Origin of the sequence: Sphingopyxis indica (assembly GCF_900188185.1) — a bacterium.
GTDB classification, from domain to species: Bacteria; Pseudomonadota; Alphaproteobacteria; order Sphingomonadales; family Sphingomonadaceae; genus Sphingopyxis; species Sphingopyxis indica.
The window spans coordinates 55,453-78,163 of the sequence record NZ_FZPA01000009.1 but is presented as its reverse complement, the minus strand read 5'-3'; the positions used below and the strand labels follow the sequence as shown (position 1 = coordinate 78,163).

Below are 22,711 nucleotides of genomic sequence, written 5' to 3'. Positions count from 1 at the left end.
ATCATGCTCGATTGAAAAACCGTGTGTCCCCGCGGAGCCGAAGGCGGCGCATAGCGCCAACGCGGGGACCGATCGCCGGTCGGTTCTATAGGGCGCCGGCCGGAGATGGGCTCCCGCGTTGGCGGGAGCACGCAGGCTTCGAATCGCAGTCTAACCACGCCCCATCGCGAGGAATTTCTCTTCGCGCGCCGACAGCAGCGCATCGCGGGGGAGACCCGAAAGCCCATCGAGTTCCTCGGCGATCGCATCGCCCAGCGCCTTGATCGCGACGTCGGGCGCGCGGTGGGCGCCGCCCACCGGCTCGGGCACGATCCGGTCGATCACCTTGAGCGCGAGCAGATCCTGCGCCGCCATCTTCATCGCCGCCGCGGCTTCGGGCGCCTTGTCGGAGGTGCGCCACAGGATCGAGGCGCAGCCTTCGGGCGAGATCACCGAATAGACGGCATTTTCGAACATCAGCACGCGGTTCGCCGCGGCGAGCGCGATCGCCCCGCCCGATCCGCCCTCGCCGACCACCGCCGCGACCATCGGCACGCCGAGCGCGAGGCATTGCTCGGTCGAGCGCGCGATCGCCTCGGCCTGCCCGCGCTCCTCGGCCTGGATGCCGGGAAAAGCGCCCGAGGTGTCGACGAGTGTTACGACGGGCAAGCCGAAGCGGTCGGCCAGCTGCATCAGGCGGATCGCCTTGCGATAGCCTTCGGGCTTCGCCATGCCGAAATTATGCTTCATGCGCGACGGGATATCGTCGCCCTTTTCGTGGCCGATCACCATCACGCGGCGGCCGCGAAAGCGCGCGAGGCCGCCGAGGATCGCCTGATCGTCGCCGAAATTGCGATCGCCGGCGAGCGGCATCCAGTCATCGAACAGGCCCGCGACATAATGTTTGAAATGCGGCCGGTCGGGATGGCGCGCGACCTGCGTCTTCTGCCACGGCGTCAGCCTGGCATAAATGTCGCGCAGCATCTTCGCGGACTTGGCCTCGAGCCGCGCAATGTCGCCGTCGATGTCGAGCGTGGGGTCGCTCCCCATCTCGCGCAGTTCGGTGATCTGGCGATCGAGGGCGGCGACCGGTTTTTCGAAATCCAGAAAGGCTGTCATGCGGAATCGCTAGGCGGAAGGCGTCGTCAGGTCAACGTCCTCCATCCGCGCCAGCGGATGACGGCGATTGACCAGTTCGACGAGGCGGCGGCTGTCGACATGGGTATAGATTTCGGTGGTCGCGATGTCGGCATGGCCGAGCATCAGCTGCAGCGCACGCAGGTCGGCGCCGCCCTCGAGCAGGTGGGTCGCAAAGGCGTGGCGCAGCACATGCGGGCTGATCGCGGCCGGATCGAGCCCGGCGCGCGCCGCGAGTTCACGCAGCAGCTGGAACAGCCGCACTCGTGTCAGATGTCCCTTGCCCGACGGAAAAAGCCACGGCGAGCCGTCGCCGGCGAGCGGCAGCCACTGGTCGAGCGCTCCGCGCGCGCGGTCGGACAGCGGCACGAGCCGTTCCTTGTCGCCCTTGCCGCGCACGATCAGAAAGGCGCGTTCGCCCATAATGGCGCGGCGCGGTAGCGACACGAGCTCGCTCGCGCGCAGGCCCGAGCCATAAAGAAGCTCGAGGAGGAGCAGTTGGCGAACCGCGGCGGCGGGCGGCGCCTCCCCCGCTGCTTCCTCGCCCGCCAGCGCGAACAGCCGTTCGACGTCGTCGTGCGTCAGCACGCGGGGCAGCGGCCGCCGCGTCGCGGGCCGCGTGACGTCGAGCGCCGGATTGTCGGCGCGCTCGCCTTCGTCCGCCAGAAAGGCAAAGAACTGCCGCAGCGCCGACAGCTTGCGCGCCGCGCTGCTCGCCGCGAGCGAGCGATAATCGGCCATGATCTTGCGCAGCATCGCCGCATCGGCTTCGGCCAGCCGGCCCTTCGCGAAACGCGACGCCTGTTCGAGATCGCGGCGATAGGCGGCGAGCGTGTTGCGCGCGGCGCCGCGCTCGGCCGCCATCATCTCCAGAAAGCGGTCGATCGGCGCCGCGTCAGACACGCACCAGCGCTTCGGCGGCGATCATCCGCGCCTCCGCCTCCAGTCCGACGTCGCGCAGCGCGCGGACGATGTGATAGAGGTGATAAGCGGGCACTTTCGACCAATCGCCCTGCATCCCCGTCGCCGCAAGCAGCGCCACCATGCCGGGTTCGCGGCGCCGTGCCGCGGTTTCGATCGCCTGCGTCCAGCGCGTCTGCTTGCCGAGATCGACGCCAAGATCCTGCGCCGCCGACGAGGCCGCCCCCGCGTCGATCCGGCCGAGCCCGGCGAGCCCCGCGAGCAACAGCTTCGAGCGCAGTTGTCCGGCGCTATCGTCGCCTTCGGCGAACTGGCCGATCCGGCCCGTGCTCGTCCCGCCGAGCGGCTGCGGCAACCCCACGGCGAGCACGCCCCAGGCGTGGCTTCCCGCATCGACGCGCGCCGCCCAGTTCGCGGCGTTGCGGTCGTACCCGCCGGCGAGCATCGAGCCGATCAGCTGCCACGGATCATCCGCCACGGCGGTCGCCGTCGGCAAGGCGGCCGCGGCGCGCGCGGTCGAGACGATCGCCGCATAGCGCGCGATCGCATTCCCCTCGCCGCCCCAGATCTCCTGCATCGCGGCGTAGCGATCGGCCGCGGCTGGCGCGGCAAAGGCGTTGCGCAACGTGTCGGTTTCGGCCGCGAGCGGCGCGGCCGGTTCGGCCTCGCTCGCCGCCGCACTCAGCAACGACAGATAGGCTTCGCTCGACAGCACGCCGCGCGCCGCCGCTTCGGGCGCCGCGGCGATGCGGTCGGGCATGTCGGTCATCGGCGCGAGGACCGTCCAGCCGCGCATGTAGAAAGGTTCGGATGCGCGCAATTCGGCGGGAATCCCTATTCCGGTCGCCGTGGCCATGCCGAAACGCCAACTCGTCAGGCGCTCGACATTGTCCCATTCGATCGTCGTCGAGCGCCGCCCCGCGCCCGTGGCGCCCAGCACGCGCTCGGCGAGCAATATGTCGAAATTGGCAATCTGGCCGCGCGACCGCACGCGGCCGATCGCCCAGCCGGCGGGGCCGGCGTCACCGGTCAGGCCCGAGCAGATCGCCGAGGCCAGCCGCCACGTCTGCTGGTCGCCATGCGCGAGGCCCGCAGGAACATAGGGGCACATTCCCGCTGGATCGGCGTTGGCGAGATAGGTTTGCTGCGCGACGGCAACGAGCCGCCTGCTCGCGCGGTCGTGATCGACCGACTGGACGATCCAACGCGCGCCGACCGATTCGCCCATGCGCAGCAGCAGCGCGGCGCGGTCGGCGGCAAGATCGGCACCGTTGATCGTCTCGGGCGTGTCGATCGCCGAGAGCAGCGCGCGGCGGAGCAGAATCTGCGCCCAGCGCGAGGCGATCCGGCCGTTCGTATTGCGCATGATTGCCGCGGCATATTGGCCGCGCACACCGAACGCATCGGGCGCCATGCCGCCCGTTTCGGGGGTCAGCGGGCCGATGCGGGTGAGCAGGCGCCGTGCGCCCGGCGGCAGGTCGTATTTGAGGCGGCTCGAGATTGCGCCCTCGACTTCCTCTTCTTCCTCGTCGGCCGCCTCATCCTCCGCGTCCGCGGCGTCCTCGACGGTCGGCTTTGCCCCCGGAGTCGCCGGAACGCCCGGCTTGGGCGCCGACGGCGCCGAAGGCGTGGGGGTCGGACCAGGCGCGGGTGTGGGTGCCGGCGTCGGCGCGGGCGGGCTACCGAAACCTTCGGGCAGCAGCGATTCTTGCGCGGTCACGGGCAGGATCAGCGCCGCGGCGAGCGCGCTTCCCGACAGGCCGAGCGTCAGGGCGAGCAGTTTCTTCTTCATTGCGGCGCCCCCGCGGCAATCGTGTCGGTCACATCCACCTCAATCCATTTCGGCTCGACCGGCCGGCCGAGGAACCACAACAGAGCTGCAAAGGCGACCAGCAACAACGCCAGCACGAGCAGCCGCCCGATCCACCGGCCTTTTCCCGATGTTTCCTCTGTGTGCAATATCCCGGCGACCCTTGGCTATACATATGCGCCGAAAACCATTGTCCCGCGCGGTCCGGGCGGTATAGCCGCGCGCATCATGGCGCGAAACCCGAAAAGCCCGGCCTTGGCCATCGACCCCGCGATCCGCGCGCGGCCGATCGTGCTCGTCGGCTTGATGGGCGCGGGGAAATCGACCGTCGGCCGCCGCCTCGCGCAGCGCCTCGGCATGGCCTTCGCCGACGCCGACGACGAAATCGAGCGCGCCGCGGGCATGACGATCTCCGACATTTTCGCGAAATTCGGCGAAGCGCATTTCCGCGATGGCGAGCGCCGCGTGATCGCGCGACTGCTCGCCGGAAAGCCGCTCGTCCTCGCGACCGGCGGCGGTGCCTTCATCAACGACGAGACGCGCGCGCTGATCCTGAAGGACAGCCTTTGCATCTGGCTCGACGCCGACATTCCAACGCTCGTCGAGCGCGTCGGACGCCGCAGCCATCGCCCGCTGCTCAAGGACCGCGACCCCGGCGAAGTGCTGCGCGAACTCGCGGCGGTGCGCAATCCGATCTATGCCGAGGCGCATCTGCGCGTCGGATCGGCGAGCGACCCCCACGACCATACGGTGCGCGCGATATTGGAGGCCCTGTCAACATGGGAAGATCCGGCATGCAAAGGCTGACCGTCGAACTGGGGAGCCGCAGCTATCCCATATTGATCGGCGACGGATTGCTCGAAAAGATCGGCGCACATGTCGCGCCGCTGCTCAGGCGTCCGCGGACGATGATCGTGACCGACGAGCATGTCGCCGACCTCTATCTCGCGCGCGTCGGCACCTCGCTCGCGCAGGCGAATATCTCCTTCTCGTCGCTCGCGCTGCCCGCCGGCGAAGGCACGAAAAGCTGGGAGGGGCTGTCGCGCCTCACCGAATGGCTGATCGACCAGGGCATCGAGCGCAGGGATCATGTGATCGCACTCGGCGGCGGCGTGATCGGCGATCTCGTCGGCTTTGCATGCAGCATCGTCAAGCGCGGCTGCGCCTTTGTCCAGGTGCCGACGACATTGCTCGCGCAGGTGGACAGCAGCGTCGGCGGCAAGACCGCGATCAACGTCGCGGCGGGCAAGAATCTGATCGGTGCCTTTCACCAGCCCGCGCTCGTCGTGATCGACCCGGCAACGCTCGCGAGCCTGCCGCCGCGCGAGCTGCGCGCGGGCTATGCCGAGGTCGTCAAATATGGCCTGATCGACGATGCGGACTTCTTCGCATGGTGCGAGGCGAACGGCGCGGCGCTGCTCGCGGGCGATACGGGCGCGCGGCATGGGGCGATCGCGCATAGCGTCGCCGCGAAGGCGCGCATCGTCGCCGCCGACGAGCGCGAAACGCAGGATGTCCGCGCCTTGCTCAATCTCGGCCACAGCTTCGGCCACGCGCTCGAGGCCGAAACCGGCTATTCGGACCGGCTGCTCCACGGCGAAGCGGTCGCCGCCGGCATGGCGCTCGCGCATCAATTTTCGGCGGCGCAGAGCCTCTGCCCCGCCGCCGACGCGGCGCGCGTGCGCGATCATCTCGCGAGCGTCGGCCTGCCGCACAGTCTGGCGAGCGCCGGAGTGGGCACCGGCGGCACGGGGCTCGCGGCGCATATGGCGCACGACAAGAAGGTGCGCGGCGGCAAGCTGCCGCTGATCCTGACCCGCGGCATCGGACAGAGCTTCGTGACCGAGGAGTATGGGCTCGATGCGGTGGCGGCGTTTCTGGACGGGGCGGGCTGATCCCACTCCCCTGAAGGGGAGAGGGCAAAGGCTACGCCGTCTCAGGATCAGCCACCTGCATCGTTTCCTCTTCGCGCGCCGCTTTCGCTGCCTGCCGCCGCTGGCGCAGATTTTCGAGCACGCTCGCCGCTTCGCGGCCGCCGCCCGGCTTGAAGCGATGGTCGCGACCCGCCGCCAGATCGCCTTCGTCCATCTGCGCCGCGAGCCGCGTTTCGTCGAGCTGCCGCAGCGCCGTCTCGACATCCTCCACCTCGCGCGGATCGACATCGAGTTCGGCGAGCGCGAGGCGCCCGAGCGCAATCGAGCTTTCGAACAGCTCGCGCACCGCGCCGGCCGCCCCCGCGCCGTCGATCGCCATCAGCTGGCGCCGGTCGAATACGCGGATCAGCACCTTCGCCTGCGGAAAGGCTTCGACGATCGGGCGCAGTGCCTCGGCGTCGACCGAAGCGTCGTCGATGCAATAGATAATCAGCCGCGCCTCGTCGGCGCCCGCGCGGCGAAGCAGGTCGAGGCGCAGCCCGTCGCCATAATAGACTTTGGTGTCATAACGGCCCGACTGTTCGATCTGGCTCGGCTTCTTGTCGATCAACGTGACCGAGCAATCGACCGCGTGCAGCATCTGCGCGACGGTCTGGCCAAAGCGGCCATAGCCGATGACCAGCGCCGACCCGCGCGGCGCCGCGTCGGGGCCTTCGGGCATCGGACCGTCGCGATCGGGCGCGAATTCGAGGTTGCGGGCGAACAGCATCAGGAACGGCGTCGAGACCATCGACAAGGTCACGACCGCGCTGAACAGGCTCGCTGCCTCTGGCGCGATCAGCAGCGCCTGCTGTGCCTGGGTGAAGAGCAGAAAGCCGAACTCGCCGCCCTGGCTGAGCAGCAGCGCGAGCCCGAGCGCGGTTTTCCACGACTTGCCGAACGCACGCACGAGCAGCGTCAGCACGACGACTTTCGTAACGACCAACCCCGCCGCGAGCCCGAGCACGCGCAGCGGATCGGCAAGCACCACGCCGACATCGAGCACCATCCCGACCGCGAGGAAGAAGAGGCCGAGCAGGATCAGGCGGAAGGGCTCGACGTCAGCCTCTATCTCGTGGCGATAGGGCGAGTCGGCGAGCATCACCCCCGCGACGAAGGCGCCGAGCGCGGTCGACAGGTGCAGGCTGTGCATCAGCGCCGCGCTCGCGAGCACTACGAGCAGTCCGACGACGACGAACAGCTCGCGCTCGCCATAGCGGCCGATGACCTTGAGCAGCGGATTGACCACGAAGCGCCCCGCCAGCACCAGCCCGATGATCGCCAGCACCGTATAGAGCGCGAGCATAGCGCCGGGCGGGGTCGACGGGTCGGCAGGCGCGCGCGACAGCGCCGCGACGATCGTGATCATCGGCACGATCGCCAAATCCTGAAACAGCAGGATCGAGAAGGCCTTTTCGCCGAAGGGCGAGTTGATGCGCCCCGAGCTTTTGAGGCTCGGCAGCACCTGTGCGGTCGACGAGAGCGCGAGCGGCAGGCCGAGAACGAGCGCCGCCTGCCAGCTGAAGCCCTGCGTCAGCAGAATCAGCGCGGTGAGGACGAGCCCCGTGACGACCACCTGCGCGAGCCCGAGGCCGAAGATCGCCTTGCGCAAATCCCATAATCGGCGCGGATGCAGTTCGAGTCCGACCAGAAACAGCAGGAAGGCGATGCCGATTTCGGCGATCGCGAGCTTCGATTCGCCGCCGCCCACGAGACCCAGCCCGTGCGGCCCGACGAGCGCGCCGGCGATCAGATAGCCGAGCACCGCACCGAGCCCGAGGCGGCGGAAGATCATCACGAACAAGGTCGCGACGCCGAGCAGGATCGCGCCTTCGAACAACAGCGTATCGGTCGGCGTTTCGGCCGCCTGTTCGACCGCGGCGGTTCCCGCGGCGAGCAGCGTGGCGATCATGCGCGCACCTCTGCGCTCTCCAGCGCCGCGACCGCGGCATCGAAGGGGAGCAGGATCGCGCCGTGGCGCGCCGGATAGTCGCGCGCGGGCGCGAGCAGGTCGAACCCCGGCCAGTCGGGCCGTTCGCCCTCACCCGCGAACCAGCTCGCGATCGCATCGCGCGCGGCGTGGAGGTCGTCAGCGCTGCGCCCCGCTGCGTGGCGCGCGAGCAATGCCGCCGAGGCCTGACCGAGTGCGCACGCCTCGACGTGCAGGCCGACGCCCCTGACCAGCCCGTCCTCATCGGCGTCGACATCGACGATGATGCGGCTGCCGCACAGCGGCGCGCGCAGCGAGGCGCGGCGCGCATCGGTGAGCAGCGGAAAATCGGCGGTCGCCACAGCCAGCGCCAATATGTCGCGATTGTAGAGCGGCGCACTCATCGGGCCTTGTCCGTTTCTTCTCTCGCCGCGACGTCGGCGTCGCGCGATTCGGCACGGCGTTCGGCGATCACCTTGCTCAACGCCGCGCTCGTCGCATTGAGCGCCGGATAGGTCCGGCTGTCTGTCATCCAGACGGGGCGTGCCGCACTGCCATAGCCGATATCGTAGAGCAGCGTCGCGCCCATGAACAGCACGGTCGCGAGCGCCAGTCCCTTGACCGCACCGAAGCCCGCGCCAAGCCCGCGATCGAAGCCGCCGACGAGCGACGCGCGGCTGCGCTGCCCCATCGCGCGCGACGCCCATTTGGTCACCGCGAACACACCACCGAACAGCAAAACGAAGGCGAGCATCGCCGCGGCGCCGGGCGCGCTGACATAGTCCGCGAGCAGCCCGGTCAGCGTCGCGTGAAAGAAGCGCACCGCGAGGATCGCGAGCAGCCAGGCGAGAAGCGAGGTCACTTCCTGCACCAACCCGCGCGAAAAACCGAGAACCGTGCCGCCGCCAACGAGCAGCAGCACGACGATATCCATAGCCGTCAGACTTCCCATAGAGGCGAGCTAGTCGCGCCCGAGCATCAGGTCAACGAGTTCGCCGAGCCGGTCGAATCCGTTGACTCCGATCCCCTTCACGGCCTTCATCCCCTTCGGCCCCCAGCCCTTTGAAAAACCGAGCTTTGCCGCCTCGCGCAGGCGCAGGGCGTCGTGCGCCACCGGGCGCACTTCGCCCGACAGCGACAGTTCGCCGAAAACGATCGCGTCCGATGGCACCGGCCGCTCGCTGAAGGCCGAAATCAGCGCCGCGGCGACGGCAAGATCGGCCGCCGGATCGGTGAGCCGATAGCCGCCGGCGATGTTCAGATAGACTTCGGCGGCGCCCATCTGCAGCCCGCAGCGCGCCTCCAGGACCGCGAGCACCATCGCGAGCCGCCCGCCGTCCCACCCGACCACGGCGCGGCGCGGCGTCGCCCCGCTCGCGAGGCGGACGGTGAGCGCCTGTACCTCGACGAGCACCGGCCGCGTGCCTTCGAGGGCGGGGAACACCACCGATCCCGGCACGTCGCGGCTGCGATCGGTCAGGAACAGGCTCGACGGGTTGGCGACCTCGCCCAGCCCCTCTTCGCCCATCGCGAAGACACCGATCTCGTCGGTGCCGCCGAAGCGGTTCTTGACCGCGCGCAATATGCGATAAAGATGGCTGCGCTCGCCCTCGAACGACAGCACCGTATCGACCATATGTTCGAGCACGCGTGGCCCGGCGATCGTGCCGTCCTTGGTGACATGGCCGACGAGTACGACCGCCGCGCCGCTGTCCTTGGCATAGCGGATCAGTTCCTGCGCGCTCGCGCGGACCTGGCTTACCGTGCCCGGTGCGCTGTCGATCAGGTCGCTGTGCATCGTCTGGATCGAATCGATGACGACGAAATCGGCCGCGCGCCCTTCGAGCGTCGCGAGAATGTCGCGCACCGAAGTCGCGCTCGCGAGCGCGACGGGCGCCTCGCCGAGCCCCAGGCGCTGTGCGCGCAGCCGCACCTGCCCCGCCGCTTCCTCGCCGCTGATATAGATGACCGACCTGCCCGCCTTCGCAAGCCGCCCCGCGGCCTGAAGCAGCAGCGTCGACTTGCCGATCCCCGGATCGCCGCCGATCAAGGTCGCCGACCCCGCCACGAAGCCGCCGCCGAGCGCGCGGTCGAACTCGGCGATTCCACACAGCATCCGTTCGGGCATCGGGCTGTGTTCGCCAAGCGTCTCGAGCGCGAGCGCGCGGCCGCCTCTGGACAGGTCGTGCTTCGCCGAAAAGACGGTTTCGGGCGCCTCTTCGACAAGCGTGTTCCACTCGCCGCAATCGGCGCACTGCCCCTGCCAGCGATAGGAGACGCCGCCGCAATTCTGGCAGACATATTGACGTTTCGCTTTGGCCATGCGGCTCGCTTAACTGGAACAAAGGCGGAACGCCAGCATTTTCCCGTCATCGTCATTGCGAGCGAAGCGAAGCAATCCAGAGCATGCGTAAACCGCTCCGGATTGCTTCGCTTCGCTCGCAATGACGCAGAAAGAGCAGTAGGGGGTATCGCAATCCCGAATCACCGTCCCCAAAGGAAAGCGCACCCCATGAAATTCTTCGTCGACACCGCCGAAATCGCCGCCATCGAGGAGCTTGCCGCGACCGGCCTGCTCGACGGCGTGACCACCAACCCGTCGCTGATCGCCAAGTCAGGCCGCGACTTCAAGGAAGTGACGAAGGAAATCTGCGCCATCGTCGACGGTCCGGTGTCCGCCGAGGTGGTGGCGCTCGACCATGAAACGATGATGAAGGAGGCCGAAATCCTCCGCAGACTTGCCGACAATGTCTGCATCAAGGTGCCGCTGACGATCGACGGCCTCAAGACCTGCAAGGCGTTGACCGGCGACGGCACGATGGTCAACGTCACCTTGTGCTTCTCGGCGAACCAGGCGCTGCTCGCGGCAAAGGCCGGCGCCACCTTCGTCTCGCCCTTCGTCGGCCGCCACGACGACAATGGCTTCGACGGCATGGGGCTGATCGCCGACATCCGCCTGATCTACGACAATTATGATTTCGAGACCGAAATCCTGGTCGCGAGCGTGCGCCACGGCATCCATGTGCTCGAAGCCGCGAAGATCGGCGCCGACGTGATGACCGCGCCGCCTGCGGTCATCAAGGGGCTGTTCAAGCATGTGCTGACCGAAAAGGGCATCGAGGGCTTCCTCGCCGACTGGGCGAAGACCGGCCAGTCGATTTGATTTCCGTCGCCCCAGCGAAAGCTGGGGCCGCCGTCGGCCTAGCACCATGCTGCACGCGGCCCCAGCTTTCGCTGGGGCGACGTTAGCAGTTGACGTAAACGTCAACCTGCCGCGATACTCGCCCGAAAGGGAGAGATTCGCGATGACCGACACCACCATCCTGACCGAACGGCGCAGCCATATCCTGATCGTCACGATCAATCGGCCCGAGGCGCGCAATGCGGTCAATGCGGCGGTCCATGCCGGTATCGGCACCGCGCTCGAAACCGCCGAAAACGACCCCGAAATCCGTGCCGTCATCGTCACCGGTGCGGGCGACAAGAGTTTCTGCGCGGGCGCCGATCTCGTCGCGTTGTCGCGCGGCGAAAGCCTTGTGCCTGCCGATGCCGAGCAGCAGGCCTGGGGCTTTGCCGGCATGGTCTCGCATCCGATCTCGAAGCCGATCATCGCCGCGGTCAACGGCTTCGCCTTCGGCGGCGGGTGCGAGATTGCGCTGATGAGCGACATCATCGTCGCGGCGGATCATGCCCAATTCGGCCTGCCCGAGGTCAAGGTCGGACTGTTCGCCGCGGCAGGCGGTGCCTTCCGCCTTGCGCAGCAGATGCCGAAGAAGCTCGCGATGGAGCATATGCTCACCGGCGACCCGATCCCCGCCGCGCGCGCTGCCGCCTTCGGCCTCGTCAACCATGTCGTCCCGCTCGCCGACCTGATGCCCACCGCGATCGCGCTTGCCGAAAAGATCGCCGCCAACGCCCCCCTATCGGTGCAGGCGACGAAGCGAGTAGCGCTCGGCATCCAGGATGGCCGCATCGCCGCCGACGCGCCCTATTGGGAGCACAACACCCTCGAACGCGCGGCGCTGATGCGCAGCGAGGACGCGCGCGAAGGCCCGCGCGCCTTTGCCGAGAAGCGCAAGCCCGAATGGAAGGCGCGCTGACCATGGCGATGACCGACCCCGAGCGCATCCCCGTCATCATCGGCGTCGGCCAGGTCAACGACCGTCCCGACGATCCCGACCAGGGACTCGATTCGCTCGGCCTGATGGTCGCAGCGCTGAAGCTGGCGGCCGACGACGCCGGCGTGCCGCTCGCCGAGATCGACAGCCTCGCGATCGTCGACCAGATCAGCTTCCACAGCCTCGGCAAGCTCTGCGAACCGCTCGCCGCGGCGATCGGCGCAAGTCCGGCGATCAATTACCAGTCCGCCGCGCCGCACGGTGACACGCCCGTCCGCCTCCTCAACGAAGCCGCGAACCGCATCGGCGCGGGCGAGGTCAAACTCGCCGCGGTGGTCGGCGGCGAAGCGCTACGCACCGCCGCTGGGCGCGCCGCCAAGGCCGCGAGCGGCGAGGACAAGAGCTATAATGCGATCCGCAAGGTCGCGACCCGCCGCGAGCCCGATTATGCGCAGAAGCACGGCCTTGCCGCGCCGGTCGACGTCTATCCGCTCTATGAAAATGCGACGCGCGCCGCGTGGGGCCAGAGCCTCGCCGAAGCGCAGGCCGAGAGCGCCGAAATCTGGTCGCGCTTTTCGCAAGTCGCCGCCGCGAACGAGGGCGCATGGATCAGGAAGCCGGCCTCGCCCGCCGACATCCTCGAGGTGAACGAACGCAACCGGCCGATCGCCTTTCCCTATTCGAAGCTGATGGTCGCCAATTCGTCGGTGAATCAGGGCGCGGGCTTCCTGGTCGCCAGCCTCGCCGAAGCGCGGCGGCGCGGCATCGCCGAGGACCGCCTGATCCATGTCGGCATGGGCGCCGCAGCGAAGGAGCCGCCGAGCATCCTCGCGCGCGACCGCTACGACGGCAGCGTCAGCATGGAAACGTCGATCCGCCGCACCCTCGACCTGAACGGCATGACGGTTGCCGATTTCGATTTCGTCGAACTTTACAGCTGCTTCCCCTGCGTTCCCAAGATGGCGCGCCGCGTGCTCGGCTGGCCGGTCGACCGACCCGCGAGCGTGTTCGGCGGACTGACTTTCGGCGGCGGCCCGATCGCCAATTATATGAGCCACGCCATCGTTTCCATGGTCGAAACGCTGCGCCGCGAAGGCCGCTACGGCTTCCTCTTCGCAAACGGCGGCTTCGCGACCGACAATCATTGCATCGTGCTGGGGAAGGAACCGATTGTAGCGGCGCAATTTCCGCAGGATTTCGACTATCAGGCCGAGGCCGAGGCGAAACGCGGCGCGGTGCCCGAGCTGGTTCAGGACTATGCCGGCCCCGCAACGATCGAAAGCTACACGATCTTCCATGCGCGCGACGGTGCGCCCAAAGCCGGCGTCGTCGTCGCACGGACGCCCGAGGGCCGGCGCACGCTCGCGCATGTCGATGTCGCCGATGCCGCGATGCTCGCCTTTTTGACCGACGGCAAGGTCGAGCCGGTCGGGGCTGCCGGGCAGGTCGTGGCGCTCGACGAAGGCTTCGGCTGGCGGGCTTAGAGCATGATCATATTTCATAGAAGCATGAGTGCTCCCGCGTTGGTGCTACGCGCCGCCTTCGGCTCCGCGGGGACAGACGAACCTTTGCAAGCGTTTCGCTCAAAGTTGATCGCGCTCCAACTTCACCCTCTCCCCCGGCCTTGAAACTTGCGGCCCGCGGAGTATCGCAGGGGAAGCGATTGAAACCGAAAGCGGGAGAAGCTGACGTGTCCGACCTACCCCCCTCCGAACCGCTGGTCCCCGTCCCCGCCGACGCCGCCGCGAACACGCACTGCACGGCCGCCGATTATGATCGGCTCTATGCCGAGAGCATCGCCGATCCCGACGCTTTCTGGGCCGAGCAGGCGAAGCGGCTCGACTGGGTGCGCGCGCCGACGAAGATTGCGAACTGGTCCTTCGACCCGGTCAGCATCAAATGGTATGAGGACGGCGTCCTCAACCTCTGTCACAATGCGCTCGACCGCCATGTCGCCGCGGGGCATGGCGAGCGGACCGCGATCATCTTCGAACCCGACGCCCCCGACGGCGAGACGCGCCATATCAGCTATGCCGCGCTGCTCGCCGACACGATCCGCATGGCGAATACGCTGAAAAAGCTGGGCGTGAAGAAAGGCGACCGCGTCACCATCTATATGCCGATGGTGCCCGAAGGGGCGGTCGCGATGCTCGCCTGCGCGCGCATCGGCGCTATCCACAGCGTCATCTTCGGCGGCTTCTCGCCGGAGGCGATCCACGGCCGCATCGAGGATTGCGCAAGCGACTGGGTGATCTGCGCCGACGAGGGGCTGCGCGGCGGCAAGACCATCCCGCTCAAGGCCAATGTCGACAAGGCGCTCGAAAAGGTCGCGGTGAAGGGGGTGCTCGTCATCGCGCACACCGGCGGCGACGTCGCGATGAAGGAAGGGCGCGACCATTGGTACGACGCGCTCTCGGCCGATGTCGGCGCCGACTGCCCGTGCGAGCCGATGAACGCCGAGGACCCGCTATTCATCCTCTATACCTCGGGATCGACGGGGAAGCCCAAGGGGGTGCTGCACACGGTCGGCGGCTATTCGGTGTGGACCGCGACGACCTTCTGGTACGGCTTCGACTATCGGCCCGGCGAAATCTTCTGGTGTACCGCCGACATCGGCTGGGTCACCGGGCACAGCTATGTCGTCTATGGCCCGTTGCAGAACGGCGCGACGACCCTGATGTTCGAAGGCATCCCCAATTTTCCCGACCACGACCGCTTCTGGCGCGTCGTCGACAAGCATCGGGTCAATATCCTCTACACCGCACCCACCGCGATCCGCGCGCTGATGCGCGAGGGCGACGATTATGTGACGCACCACGACCTTTCGTCGATCCGCCTGCTGGGCACCGTCGGCGAACCGATCAACCCGGAGGCGTGGCGCTGGTATCACGACATCGTCGGCAAGGGCCGCGTTCCGGTCATCGACACCTGGTGGCAGACCGAAACCGGCGGGATCATGATGACCACCCTGCCCGGAGCGCACGCGATGCAACCGGGGAGCGCGGGGCGCCCCTTCTTCGGCGTCCGCCCGCAACTCGTCGATGCCGAGGGCGGCGTGCTCGTCGACGAACAGACCGGCGGTGCGGCCGAGGGCAATCTGTGCATCACGCACAGCTGGCCGGGGCAGGCGCGCACAGTCTATGGCGATCACGACCGCTTCGTTCAGACCTATTTTTCGACCTATATGGGAAAATATTTCACCGGCGACGGCTGCCGCCGCGACGAGGGCGGTTATTGGCGGATCACCGGGCGCGTCGACGACGTCATCAACGTCTCGGGGCACCGCATGGGCACCGCCGAGGTCGAAAGCGCGCTCGTGCTGCACGAGATGGTCGCCGAGGCCGCGGTGGTCGGCTATCCGCACGACATCAAGGGCCAGGGCATCTATGCCTATGTCACGGTCAACGCGGGGGTCGACCCGAACGACGACCTGCTCGCCGAACTCCGCCAGCAGGTGCGCACCGAGATCGGCCCGATCGCGACGCCCGACCATATCCACTTCACCACCGCGCTCCCCAAGACGCGCTCGGGCAAGATCATGCGGCGTATCCTGCGCAAGATCGCGGAGAATGATTTCGGATCGCTCGGCGACACCTCGACCCTTGCCGACCCGAGCCTGGTCGACGGGCTGATCGAGGGGCGGAAGAATCGGTAAATAAGCTGAACAAACGTCGCCCCCGCGCAGGCGGGGGCCGATGGCGGTTTACGCAGCACCGAAGTGTCAGGCCGACAACGGCCCCCGCCTGCGCGGGGGCAACGTTTGTCAAAAATGAAAGTCCGGCAATTCGGCGAGCGCAATTCCAAGCGCCTCGGCCCACCCTTCCGACACGCGCCGGAAATAGGGGTCGTCGCGCTCGAAGCGGCGCTCGCGCACGGTCGTGAAATCGTCGCGTTCGTGGATTTTAAGGTCGATCGGCAGGTCGACCCCGGCATTGGCGCGGATCGTCGAATCGAACGATACGCACAGCAGCTTCACCGCATCCTCAAACGACATGGCGGGGTCATAGCTGCGCACGATGATCGGCCGGCCATATTTGGTTTCGCCGATCTGGAAAAAGGGATTGTCCTCGCCCGCCTCGATGAAATTGCCTTCGGGATAGATCAGGAAGAGCCGCGGCTCGGACCCCTTGATCTGTCCGCCGACGATCAGCGACGCGCGAAAGATCGATTCGGCGACGGGGCCTTCGTCATTGTGGCGCATCACGATGCCGCGCAGCACGTCGCCGATCGTCGTCGCGACCTGGAACATCGACGGCGATTCGAGGATCGACGGATGGCGCTCCTCGGCCGCCTTGGTGCGCTCGTCCAGCAGGCTGACCACCGCCTGCGTCGTCGCCAGATTGCCCGCCGACATCAAGGTGATGACACGCTCCCCGGGCACATGCCAGCTGCGCATCTTGCGGACCTGCGAAATATCGTCGACGCCGGCGTTGGTACGGGTGTCCGACATGAACACCAGCCCCTTGTTGAGCCGCATACCTACGCAATACGTCATCGAATCCCGTCCGCCCCGCTGTCCAAACCCGATTATTGCTGGACCTGCAATTGGACAACCAGATTTTCCTGCGCCGCACCATAGCGCATCCCGCGAACCGGGGCGGCGTCGCGATAGTCGAGCCCCGTCGCCACGCGAATATAGCGCTGGTCAGGCGAATGTCCGTTACTGATGTCGAAGCCGACCCAGCCGATATGGTCGAAATGCGCCTCTGCCCAGGCGTGGGTCGCATCCTGTTCGGTGCGGTCGTCCATGCGCAGATAGCCCGAGACATAGCGCGCCGGATGGCCGAGGTGGCGCATCGCGGCGATGAAAATGTGGGTATGATCCTGGCACACCCCGCCCTCGCCGCCGAGTGCCTGTTCGGCGCTCGTCTCGGCATCGGTCACGCCGACCTTGTATGCGAGCCGATCGAGGATCAGCGCCGACAGCGCATGTGCCTGTTCGATATCCGAAGCGAAGTCGCGCCCCAGCGCCGCGGTCAGCGAGCGCACATGCCGCCCCGCGCGGGTCAGCGCGGTCGGCTGAAGGAAACTCCACAGCGGCATTGCGCCGCGGTGCGCGCCGATCACGCCGTCCCATGTGTGCAGTTCGACCTCGCCGCGGCAGCGGACAACGAGTTCGCGCGCGCCGCTGCCCACCGCGATCAGGTCGACGCCATTGCCATGATGGTCGGTATAGTGAAGCTGCTTCTCGGCGCCCTCGACCTCGATCGTCCAGCCGTGGACGCTCTGCTGTCCCGGACGGTCCTTGGGTGTCAGCCGCACCTGCTGCAACGCATAGCCGACCGGGGCATCATATTGATAATGGGTGATATGGTCGACCAGCAGCTTCATCGTCATTCCACGAACCGGTAATCGCGCTCGATCTGTTGCGCGAGCATGGCGTTGGCCGTCAGAAAGCCGCGCAGATATTCGTGCAGGCCGCCGTCGAAGATCGACTGGATCGGCGCCGACAGCTTGTCGCGGCAGATCGTGCGCGCCATCCGCCCTGCCTCGGTTTCTTCGCCATAGCCGCGCTGCAGCCAGTCGAGATTATCCTGCATCTTGTCGCAGCAGAAGGCGAGGCTGCGCGGCATCTGGCGATAGAGGATCAGAAATTCGGCGATCTTGAGCGCGCTGATTTCCGCCCCGTAAAGCCAGCGATAGGCGCGGTGCGCCGACACCGAGCGCAGGATCGTCTCCCACTGCACATTGTCGATCGAGCTGCCGATATGCGCAACCGAGGGGAGCAGCAGATAATATTTGACGTCGAGGATGCGCGCGGTGTTGTCGGCGCGCTCCAGGAAGGTGCCGAGCCGCGCGAAATTATAGCCGTCGTCGCGCAGCATCGTCCCCGCAAGCACGCCGCGCACCTGCGCATTCTGCTGCCGGATCGCCGCGAGCACGTCGGGCAGGTCGTCCTCGCGCACCTGCCGCCTGAGCAGGCCGGTGAGCGTCATCCAGCTCGTGTTCACCGCTTCCCATACCTCGCGCGTCAGCGCCGTCCGCGCGGTGCGCGCATTGTCGCGCGCGCGTTTCAGGAGCGACACGATACTCGACGGATTGGCCGGATCGCGCAGCAGAAAATCGACGACGCGTGCCGAGCTATAATCGTCGTGCGCCGCCATGAAGGCCTGATCGACGCCTGCGGTGCCGAGGATCGACTTCCATTCGGACGGCGCGGTCTGCCAGCGCGTCAGCGCGATGCGGAAACCGGCGTCGATCAGTCGCGCATTATTCTCGCTACGCTCAAGATAGCGCGCCATCCAGAACAGGGCTCCGGCGGTCTTGCCTAGCATGGGACGACACCCTCGAAAGCATCGTCATTGCGAGGAGCCGAAGACGACGCGGCAATCCAGAGCGAGCGCAAACCACCCTGGATTGCTTCGCTTCGCTCGCAATGACGAAGAAGATCGACACTCGCCGCCATCAATCCTCCAGCACCCACGTATCCTTGGTCCCGCCGCCCTGGCTCGAATTGACGACCAAAGACCCGCGTTTCATCGCCACGCGCGTCAGCCCGCCCGGGGTGATCGTCAGCCCCTGGGGCGACATCAGGACGAACGGCCGCAGGTCGACGTGACGCGGGGCAAGGCCGGCCTTGGTGAAGATCGGCACGGTCGACAGCGAGAGCGTCGGCTGCGCGATATAATTGGCGGGGTTTGCCTCCAGCTTCTTGCGAAACGCCGCGATCTCGCGCTTGCTCGCCGCGGGGCCGACAAGCATACCGTAGCCGCCCGACCCGTGAACCTCTTTCACCACCAGCTCGGGCAGGCGGTCGAGCACTTCGCGGCAATGCTCCTCTTCGGAGCAGCGCCACGTCGGCACATTGGGCAACAGTGCCTTTTCGCCCGTATAAAATTCGATGATGTCGGGCATATAGCTATAGAGCGCCTTGTCGTCGGCGATGCCGGTGCCCGGCGCATTGGCAATGGTGATGCCGCCGGCGCGATAGACATCCCAGATCCCGGGCACCCCGAGCAGCGAGTCGGGCCGAAAGTTCAGTGGATCGAGGAAATCATCGTCGACGCGGCGATAGAGGACGTCGATCGCCCTATACCCCTGCGTCGTGCGCATCGCGATGCGCCCGTCGACGACGCGCAGATCATGTCCTTCGACCAGCTCGGCGCCCATCTGGTCGGCGAGGAAGCTGTGCTCGAAATAGGCGCTGTTGTGGATGCCGGGGGTGAGCACCGCCACGGTGGGCGTCCCCCCGCACATCGGAGGCGCGCAGGCCGACAGCGATTTCAAAAGGTTGATCGGATAGTCGCCGACCTCGCGCACCGCGACCTTCGCGAACAGCTCGGGAAACATCTGGAGCATCGTTTCGCGATTTTCGAGCATATAGGAAACGCCCGAGGGTGTGCGGGCATTGTCCTCGAGCACATAGAATTCGTCGGGGCCGGTGCGGACGATGTCGATGCCGCTGATATGCGTATAGATGCCGCCGGGCGGGTCCATCCCCATCATCATCGGCAGAAAGGCATCGTTGCGCGCGATCAGATCGACCGGCACGCGGCCCGCGCGCAGGATTTCCTGCCGGTGATAAATGTCGTGGAGGAAGGCGTTGAGCGCGCGCACGCGCTGCTCGATCCCGCGCGACAGCCGCCGCCATTCGCGCGCCGCGATGATCCGCGGCACGACGTCGAACGGGATCAGCCGCTCGTCGGCGTCGGCGTCGCCATAGACGTTGAAGGTGATGCCGATGGTGCGGAAAAAGGCTTCGGCCTGCTGCGCCTTGCGGTGGATGCGAAGCGCGTCCTCGCGGTCGAACCATTCGAAATAGTCGCGATAGGACGGCCGGACGCCGCCGCCTTCATCCGTCATTTCGTCGAAGAAGCTGATACTCCGACCCTTTCCACGCAGACATGCCGTCCATCGCCGTGCAAGAGGCACGGCGCCGATGTCCCTGCTGCTGCGCGCCTGCCGGCTTCGTGGCCGCCAAGCTTATGGAAGGGATGCTAATCGGCGCCGCGTGCCTTGGCAAGCGAGTGTGTTCGTCGCCCCCGCGACGGCGGGGGCCGCTGGCGGTTTACACGGCGGGGCAGGAAAAGGTGGCCAACGGCCCCCGCCTTCGCGGGGGCGACGCGCGACTACATCGCGCCGTGGCAATGCTTGTATTTGCGGCCCGACCCGCACGGGCAGGGCGCGTTGCGGCTGATGTCCATTCCCGCATAGGGATTTTCGCCGCGCGCCGACGGCTTCGGCACCTGCATGGGGGGCAGCGTGTCGGCGATAACGCCCAGCGCGCCGCCGTCGATGTCGGCGCTATTGTCCTCGCCGGTAAAGGGGTCGATGTGCGTCGTCAGAAAGTCGGGCAGCTCGGGGAGCGGCATCGGTTCGGGTTCCTGGAACTGGAAATCGATCCGCGCGACGGTGCGCGTCACATCCTCCCGGATATTCTGCAACATGCGTTCGAACAGTGCGAACGCCTCGGCCTTATATTCGTTGATCGGCTGCTTCTGCGCATAGGCGCGCAGGAAGACGACCTGACGCAGCGCGTCGAGCGTCGAGAGATGTTCTTTCCAATGATGGTCGAGCGTCTGGAGGAGGATCGACTTTTCGATGCCGCGCCAGGTTTCGGGATCGACCTGCGCCGCCTTTTCGGCAGCGGCCGCATCGGCGAGCGCCTGGATGCGCTCCTCGAAGATTTCGGGATCGACCGCATCTTCCTGCATCCAGTCGTCGATCGGCGGATCGAGCTGGAGAATGTCGGCGACGCGCGCCTTCATCCCCTCGATGTCCCACTGTTCGGGATAGCTTCCCGGCGGGCAGGCGTCGGCGACGATCGCATTGACCGTCTCGGCACGCATACCGAGCATCGCTTCGTCGACCGTCTCGCTGTCGATGATCTCGCCGCGCTGGTCATAGATGACCTTGCGCTGGTCGTTCATCACATCGTCATATTCGACGACCTGTTTGCGGATGTCATAGTTGCGCGCCTCGACCTTCTTCTGCGCGGTCTCGATCGCCTTCGACAGCCATTTCGATCCGATCGCCTCGCCATCCTCGAGATTCTTGTTCATCATCTTGGCGAACAGCGTGTCGGGACCGAAGATGCGCAAGAGGTCGTCGTCGAGGCAGAGGTAGAATTTCGACAGGCCGGGGTCGCCCTGGCGCCCCGAACGGCCGCGCAGCTGATTATCGATGCGGCGGCTTTCGTGGCGTTCGGTCGCGAGTACGAACAGCCCGCCCGCGGTCTTCACCGCCTCGCGTTCGGCGGCGACTTCGGCGCGGATGCGCGCAATCGCGGCGTCGCGCTCGGGGCCTTCGGGCATATCGCGAAGCTCGTCCTCGATGCGGAATTCCTCGCTGCCGCCCAGTTTGATGTCGGTGCCGCGCCCCGCCATATTGGTCGCGATCGTCACCGCGCCCGAGCGGCCGGCCTGCGCGACGATATGCGCCTCGCTCTCGTGGAAACGGGCGTTCAGAACGCTGTGCGGCACGCCTTCCTTTTCGAGATAGGAGGAGAGCAGCTCCGACTTCTCGATCGAGACGGTGCCGACGAGCACCGGCTGGCCGCGCTCGTTCGCCTCGCGGATCGTGCGCGCGATCGCACCGAACTTGTCGGTGATATTCTTGTAGAACTCGTCCTCCTCGTCGATCCGCGCGATCGGGCGGTTCGTCGGGATGGTGACGACGTTCATCTTGTAGATTTCGAAAAATTCCGCCGCCTCGGTCGCCGCGGTGCCGGTCATGCCCGAAAGTTTGGGATACATGCGGAAATAATTCTGGAAGGTGATCGACGCGAGCGTCTGGTTCTCGGGCTCGATCTGCACGCCTTCCTTGGCCTCGACCGCCTGGTGCAAGCCGTCGGACCAGCGGCGCCCGTCCATCATGCGGCCCGTGAATTCGTCGATGATGACCACCTTGCCGTCCTTGACGATATAGTCGGTATCGCGGCGGAACATCACGATGGCCTTCAGCGCCTGATTGACGTGATGGACGACCTGGGTGTTCTCGATGTCGTAAAGATTGCTGCCCTGGAGCAGCCCGGCGGCTTCGAGCAGCCGCTCGACATGCTCGGTGCCCTCTTCGGTCAGGCTGATCGACTTCGACTTCTCGTCCTTCTCATAATCCTCTTCGCCGAGCTGGTGGACCACCTCGTTGACGCGGATATAGAGTTCGGACTTGTCGTCGGTCGGGCCGGAGATGATCAGCGGCGTGCGCGCCTCGTCGATCAGGATCGAGTCGACCTCGTCGACGATGCCGAAGTTGAACGGACGGTGGACCATCTGTGAGCGTTCGAACTTCATATTGTCGCGTAGATAATCGAAGCCGAGTTCGTTGTTCGTCGCATAGGTGATGTCGCTGTTATACGCCTCGCGCCGCTGCATTTCGTTGAGGTTCGGGACGATCACGCCGGTGGTGAGGCCGAGGAAGCTATAGACCTCGCCCATCCATTCGGCGTCGCGGCGGGCGAGATAGTCGTTCACCGTCACGACATGAACGCCCTTCCCTTCGAGCGCGTTCAGATAGACGGGCAGCGTCGCCATCAGCGTCTTGCCCTCACCCGTCGCCATTTCGGCGATCTCGCCGCGGTGGAGGACAATGCCGCCGATCATCTGAACGTCGAAATGGCGCATCCCGAGCGTGCGCCGCGCCGCCTCGCGCACCGTCGCAAAGGCTTCGGGCAACAGGTCGTCGAGTGTTTCGCCCGCGGCGAGCCGCTCGCGGAATTTCGGCGTCTGCGCCTGCAGCGCCGCGTCGTCGAACGCTTCCATCTGCGGCTCGAAAGCGTTGATCCTGTCGACGATCTTGCGGATCGAATTGACGTAGCGGTCGTTGGACGAGCCGAAAAGGCTTTTGGCAATGCTGCCGAACATACTGGTTTCCTTGATTTTTCTATGCTGAAGGCGGCAACGCGACGGGCTGCCCGGCCGCACGCGATGCAGCCGCGAAGAGACGGTCAGGCGAGGATCGCCCG

Annotated in this window: 18 protein-coding genes; 6 read left to right on the top strand and 12 right to left on the bottom strand. The window is 66.5% G+C overall.

Translation table 11 applies throughout. The features are described 5' to 3' along the window. Positions 1-150: 150 nt before the first annotated feature. From CHB69_RS12820 to CHB69_RS12810, 3 genes are read right to left on the bottom strand one after another with little or no spacing between them, the layout of a single operon-like run. Positions 151-1,098 carry an acetyl-CoA carboxylase carboxyltransferase subunit alpha gene (locus tag CHB69_RS12820; protein ID WP_089216403.1) on the bottom strand — a complete coding sequence of 316 codons (948 nt, stop codon included), beginning with the start codon at positions 1,096-1,098 and terminating at the stop codon, positions 151-153. 9 nt (positions 1,099-1,107) lie between these two features. Beyond that, complete coding sequence (locus CHB69_RS12815; RefSeq protein WP_089216402.1) at positions 1,108-2,019, bottom strand: tyrosine recombinase; 912 nt, start codon at positions 2,017-2,019, stop codon at positions 1,108-1,110. Continuing rightward, the gene (locus tag CHB69_RS12810; protein ID WP_089216401.1) at positions 2,012-3,829 is read right to left on the bottom strand and encodes a hypothetical protein; all 1,818 of its coding nucleotides are present in this window, start codon (positions 3,827-3,829) and stop codon (positions 2,012-2,014) included. The genes CHB69_RS12815 and CHB69_RS12810 overlap by 8 nt, the downstream gene beginning before the upstream one ends. 246 nt (positions 3,830-4,075) lie before the next feature. Here CHB69_RS12810 and CHB69_RS12805 point away from each other — a divergent pair, with 246 nt between their 5' ends. Further along, positions 4,076-4,654: a shikimate kinase gene (locus CHB69_RS12805; RefSeq protein ID WP_089216400.1), complete on the top strand. Its 579-nt coding sequence runs from the start codon at positions 4,076-4,078 to the stop codon at positions 4,652-4,654. Next, complete coding sequence (gene aroB / locus CHB69_RS12800) at positions 4,642-5,742, top strand: 3-dehydroquinate synthase (protein WP_089216399.1); 1,101 nt, start codon at positions 4,642-4,644, stop codon at positions 5,740-5,742. The genes CHB69_RS12805 and aroB overlap by 13 nt, the downstream gene beginning before the upstream one ends. 31 nt (positions 5,743-5,773) lie before the next feature. On the opposite strand, the gene CHB69_RS12795 is transcribed toward aroB, so the two are convergent. From CHB69_RS12795 to radA, 4 genes are read right to left on the bottom strand one after another with little or no spacing between them, the layout of a single operon-like run. Further along, positions 5,774-7,672: a cation:proton antiporter domain-containing protein gene (locus CHB69_RS12795; protein WP_089216398.1), complete on the bottom strand. Its 1,899-nt coding sequence runs from the start codon at positions 7,670-7,672 to the stop codon at positions 5,774-5,776. Next, complete coding sequence (locus tag CHB69_RS12790) at positions 7,669-8,094, bottom strand: iron-sulfur cluster assembly scaffold protein (protein WP_089216397.1); 426 nt, start codon at positions 8,092-8,094, stop codon at positions 7,669-7,671. Before CHB69_RS12790 ends, CHB69_RS12795 begins: the two co-directional genes overlap by 4 nt. After that, positions 8,091-8,642 carry a CvpA family protein gene (locus tag CHB69_RS12785; protein WP_170935550.1) on the bottom strand — a complete coding sequence of 184 codons (552 nt, stop codon included), beginning with the start codon at positions 8,640-8,642 and terminating at the stop codon, positions 8,091-8,093. Before CHB69_RS12785 ends, CHB69_RS12790 begins: the two co-directional genes overlap by 4 nt. Before the next feature lie 9 nt (positions 8,643-8,651). After that, entirely contained in the window at positions 8,652-10,013 is a 1,362-nt protein-coding gene (gene radA, locus CHB69_RS12780; RefSeq protein WP_089216396.1) for a DNA repair protein RadA, read from the bottom strand. Between the two features lie 189 nt (positions 10,014-10,202). Between radA and fsa the strand changes: the two genes are divergently transcribed. From fsa to acs, 4 genes are all read left to right on the top strand, one after another. Next, positions 10,203-10,853 carry a fructose-6-phosphate aldolase gene (gene fsa, locus CHB69_RS12775; RefSeq protein ID WP_089216395.1) on the top strand — a complete coding sequence of 217 codons (651 nt, stop codon included), beginning with the start codon at positions 10,203-10,205 and terminating at the stop codon, positions 10,851-10,853. Positions 10,854-10,995: 142 nt separating this feature from the next. Continuing rightward, positions 10,996-11,790 (top strand): enoyl-CoA hydratase-related protein, encoded by a 795-nt coding sequence (locus tag CHB69_RS12770; protein ID WP_089216394.1) that lies wholly within the window; start codon positions 10,996-10,998, stop codon positions 11,788-11,790. Beyond that, complete coding sequence (locus tag CHB69_RS12765; RefSeq protein WP_245836761.1) at positions 11,775-13,292, top strand: acetyl-CoA acetyltransferase; 1,518 nt, start codon at positions 11,775-11,777, stop codon at positions 13,290-13,292. Before CHB69_RS12770 ends, CHB69_RS12765 begins: the two co-directional genes overlap by 16 nt. Positions 13,293-13,498: 206 nt before the next feature. Next, complete coding sequence (gene acs, locus CHB69_RS12760; protein WP_089216393.1) at positions 13,499-15,463, top strand: acetate--CoA ligase; 1,965 nt, start codon at positions 13,499-13,501, stop codon at positions 15,461-15,463. Positions 15,464-15,571: 108 nt separating this feature from the next. Here the strand turns inward: acs and CHB69_RS12755 are convergent, their stop codons facing one another. The 5 genes from CHB69_RS12755 to secA all read right to left on the bottom strand — a co-directional run bounded on the left by CHB69_RS12755 (position 15,572) and on the right by secA (position 22,610). After that, positions 15,572-16,303, bottom strand: a complete 732-nt coding sequence (locus CHB69_RS12755; protein ID WP_089216392.1) for a proteasome-type protease — start codon at positions 16,301-16,303, stop codon at positions 15,572-15,574. 32 nt (positions 16,304-16,335) lie between these two features. Next, complete coding sequence (locus tag CHB69_RS12750; RefSeq protein WP_425442425.1) at positions 16,336-17,145, bottom strand: transglutaminase family protein; 810 nt, start codon at positions 17,143-17,145, stop codon at positions 16,336-16,338. Then, positions 17,142-18,083, bottom strand: coding sequence for an alpha-E domain-containing protein (locus tag CHB69_RS12745; protein ID WP_089216391.1), 942 nt, complete (start codon positions 18,081-18,083; stop codon positions 17,142-17,144). The genes CHB69_RS12750 and CHB69_RS12745 overlap by 4 nt, the downstream gene beginning before the upstream one ends. 130 nt (positions 18,084-18,213) lie before the next feature. After that, complete coding sequence (locus tag CHB69_RS12740; protein ID WP_089216390.1) at positions 18,214-19,611, bottom strand: circularly permuted type 2 ATP-grasp protein; 1,398 nt, start codon at positions 19,609-19,611, stop codon at positions 18,214-18,216. Positions 19,612-19,877: 266 nt separating this feature from the next. Continuing rightward, positions 19,878-22,610 carry a preprotein translocase subunit SecA gene (secA, locus tag CHB69_RS12735; RefSeq protein ID WP_089216389.1) on the bottom strand — a complete coding sequence of 911 codons (2,733 nt, stop codon included), beginning with the start codon at positions 22,608-22,610 and terminating at the stop codon, positions 19,878-19,880. Between the last annotated feature and the right edge of the window lie 101 nt (positions 22,611-22,711).

What these genes read in the sequence shown, in the direction of transcription:
- CHB69_RS12740 (WP_089216390.1), bottom strand. Translation starts at nt 19,611, where the DNA reads ATGACGGATGAAGGCGGCGGCGTCCGGCCGTCCTATCGCGACTATTTC.
- CHB69_RS12790 (WP_089216397.1), bottom strand. Translation starts at nt 8,094, where the DNA reads ATGAGTGCGCCGCTCTACAATCGCGACATATTGGCGCTGGCTGTGGCG.
- fsa (WP_089216395.1), top strand. Translation starts at nt 10,203, where the DNA reads ATGAAATTCTTCGTCGACACCGCCGAAATCGCCGCCATCGAGGAGCTT.
- CHB69_RS12785 (WP_170935550.1), bottom strand. Translation starts at nt 8,642, where the DNA reads ATGGGAAGTCTGACGGCTATGGATATCGTCGTGCTGCTGCTCGTTGGC.
- CHB69_RS12755 (WP_089216392.1), bottom strand. Translation starts at nt 16,303, where the DNA reads ATGACGTATTGCGTAGGTATGCGGCTCAACAAGGGGCTGGTGTTCATG.
- aroB (WP_089216399.1), top strand. Translation starts at nt 4,642, where the DNA reads ATGCAAAGGCTGACCGTCGAACTGGGGAGCCGCAGCTATCCCATATTG.
- CHB69_RS12820 (WP_089216403.1), bottom strand. Translation starts at nt 1,098, where the DNA reads ATGACAGCCTTTCTGGATTTCGAAAAACCGGTCGCCGCCCTCGATCGC.
- radA (WP_089216396.1), bottom strand. Translation starts at nt 10,013, where the DNA reads ATGGCCAAAGCGAAACGTCAATATGTCTGCCAGAATTGCGGCGGCGTC.
- CHB69_RS12770 (WP_089216394.1), top strand. Translation starts at nt 10,996, where the DNA reads ATGACCGACACCACCATCCTGACCGAACGGCGCAGCCATATCCTGATC.
- CHB69_RS12750 (WP_425442425.1), bottom strand. Translation starts at nt 17,145, where the DNA reads ATGACGATGAAGCTGCTGGTCGACCATATCACCCATTATCAATATGAT.
- secA (WP_089216389.1), bottom strand. Translation starts at nt 22,610, where the DNA reads ATGTTCGGCAGCATTGCCAAAAGCCTTTTCGGCTCGTCCAACGACCGC.
- CHB69_RS12795 (WP_089216398.1), bottom strand. Translation starts at nt 7,672, where the DNA reads ATGATCGCCACGCTGCTCGCCGCGGGAACCGCCGCGGTCGAACAGGCG.
- CHB69_RS12745 (WP_089216391.1), bottom strand. Translation starts at nt 18,083, where the DNA reads ATGCTAGGCAAGACCGCCGGAGCCCTGTTCTGGATGGCGCGCTATCTT.
- CHB69_RS12765 (WP_245836761.1), top strand. Translation starts at nt 11,775, where the DNA reads ATGGAAGGCGCGCTGACCATGGCGATGACCGACCCCGAGCGCATCCCC.
- CHB69_RS12805 (WP_089216400.1), top strand. Translation starts at nt 4,076, where the DNA reads ATGGCGCGAAACCCGAAAAGCCCGGCCTTGGCCATCGACCCCGCGATC.
- CHB69_RS12810 (WP_089216401.1), bottom strand. Translation starts at nt 3,829, where the DNA reads ATGAAGAAGAAACTGCTCGCCCTGACGCTCGGCCTGTCGGGAAGCGCG.